This is a genomic window from Burkholderia sp. NFPP32 (genome assembly GCF_900119325.1).
GTDB classification, from domain to species: Bacteria; Pseudomonadota; Gammaproteobacteria; order Burkholderiales; family Burkholderiaceae; genus Burkholderia; species Burkholderia pyrrocinia_C.
Genome location: NZ_FPJP01000089.1, coordinates 1 through 1093, shown reverse-complemented (window position 1 = coordinate 1093; position 1093 = coordinate 1). Strand labels below are relative to the sequence as shown.

Sequence of the window (1093 nt, the reverse complement as noted above, 5' to 3'; positions counted from 1 at the left end):
CCCGGAACTCCGCCGGGTACGGCTTCCGATGCTTGCCCATGACGGCACCTCCTCTTCAAAAAGAATAGGTGTCCGTTGAAGCGGGTCAACTTCAGGCAGCCCGTAACGGGCGAATGCTTCTTCCAGCGCTTCGACGGCGTGTACGGCTTCCAGCGTGATTGCGAGCCGGTGCGAGAGCACCTTGCGGCTTGCCCAGTCCACCACCGCCGTCAGATAGACGAAGCCGCGTGCCATCGGAATATACGTCGTGTCGAGCGCCCACACCTGGTTGGCCCGTTCAATCTTCAGCCCGCGCAGCAGATACGGCCAGACCCTGTGCTGTGTGTTGCGGCGGCTCGTGTTCGGCCTGCAGTACAGCGCCTCGACACCCATGCGCTTCATCAGCGTGCGCACGCGACGGCGACCCACCTCATGACCTTCCCGGCGCAACAGACGCGCCAGCATCCGCGCCCCGGCGAACGGAAACTCCATGTGCAGCTCGTCGATTCGTCGCATCAGCAACTCATCGGCCAGGCTGACCGGCTGCGCCCGGTAATACGCGCTCGATCTCGCGATGCCAACCAGCCGCGTCTGCCGGCAAACCGGTAGCGCATGCGTACGGTCGATCATCGCTTTGCGCTCAGCAGTCCGGCCTTGCCGAGCGCTCCTGACAAAAAATCGTTCTCCAGCGTCAACTGTCCGATTTTCGCGTGCAGCGTTTTCACGTCCACCGGCGGCTCGCTCGACGGCACACCTGTCGTACCAAACACGTCTGCCGCACGCTCCTGCAACTGTCGCTTCCATTCCGTGATCTGGTTCGGATGCACATCGAACTGCTGCGCCAGTTCGGCCAGCGTGCGCTCGCCCTTGACAGCCGCCAGAGCCACTTTCGCTTTGAACGCCGCTGAGTGCGTCCGTCGGGTTCTCTTCGTCATTTCCTCGGTTCCTTTACCAGCATTATCGCTGGCTCAGGCCTCGGCCAAACCACTTATCCGACTGTCCGAATTCGCACGGCCACCTCTCTACGTGATGGTACGCGAGCGCGGCTACAAGGGCGCACGAGACCACTTCCGGCATATGCTCGCGCTACACCGGCCACGGAAACCCGCCGAAG

At 62.5% G+C, this 1093-nt stretch carries 1 pseudogene; it reads right to left on the bottom strand.

From position 1 onward, the window contains the following. Positions 1 to 87: 87 nt before the first annotated feature. Positions 88 to 914 (bottom strand): annotated as a pseudogene (locus BT264_RS40385) (IS3 family transposase); the annotation flags it as partial. Positions 915 to 1093 lie beyond the last annotated feature (179 nt).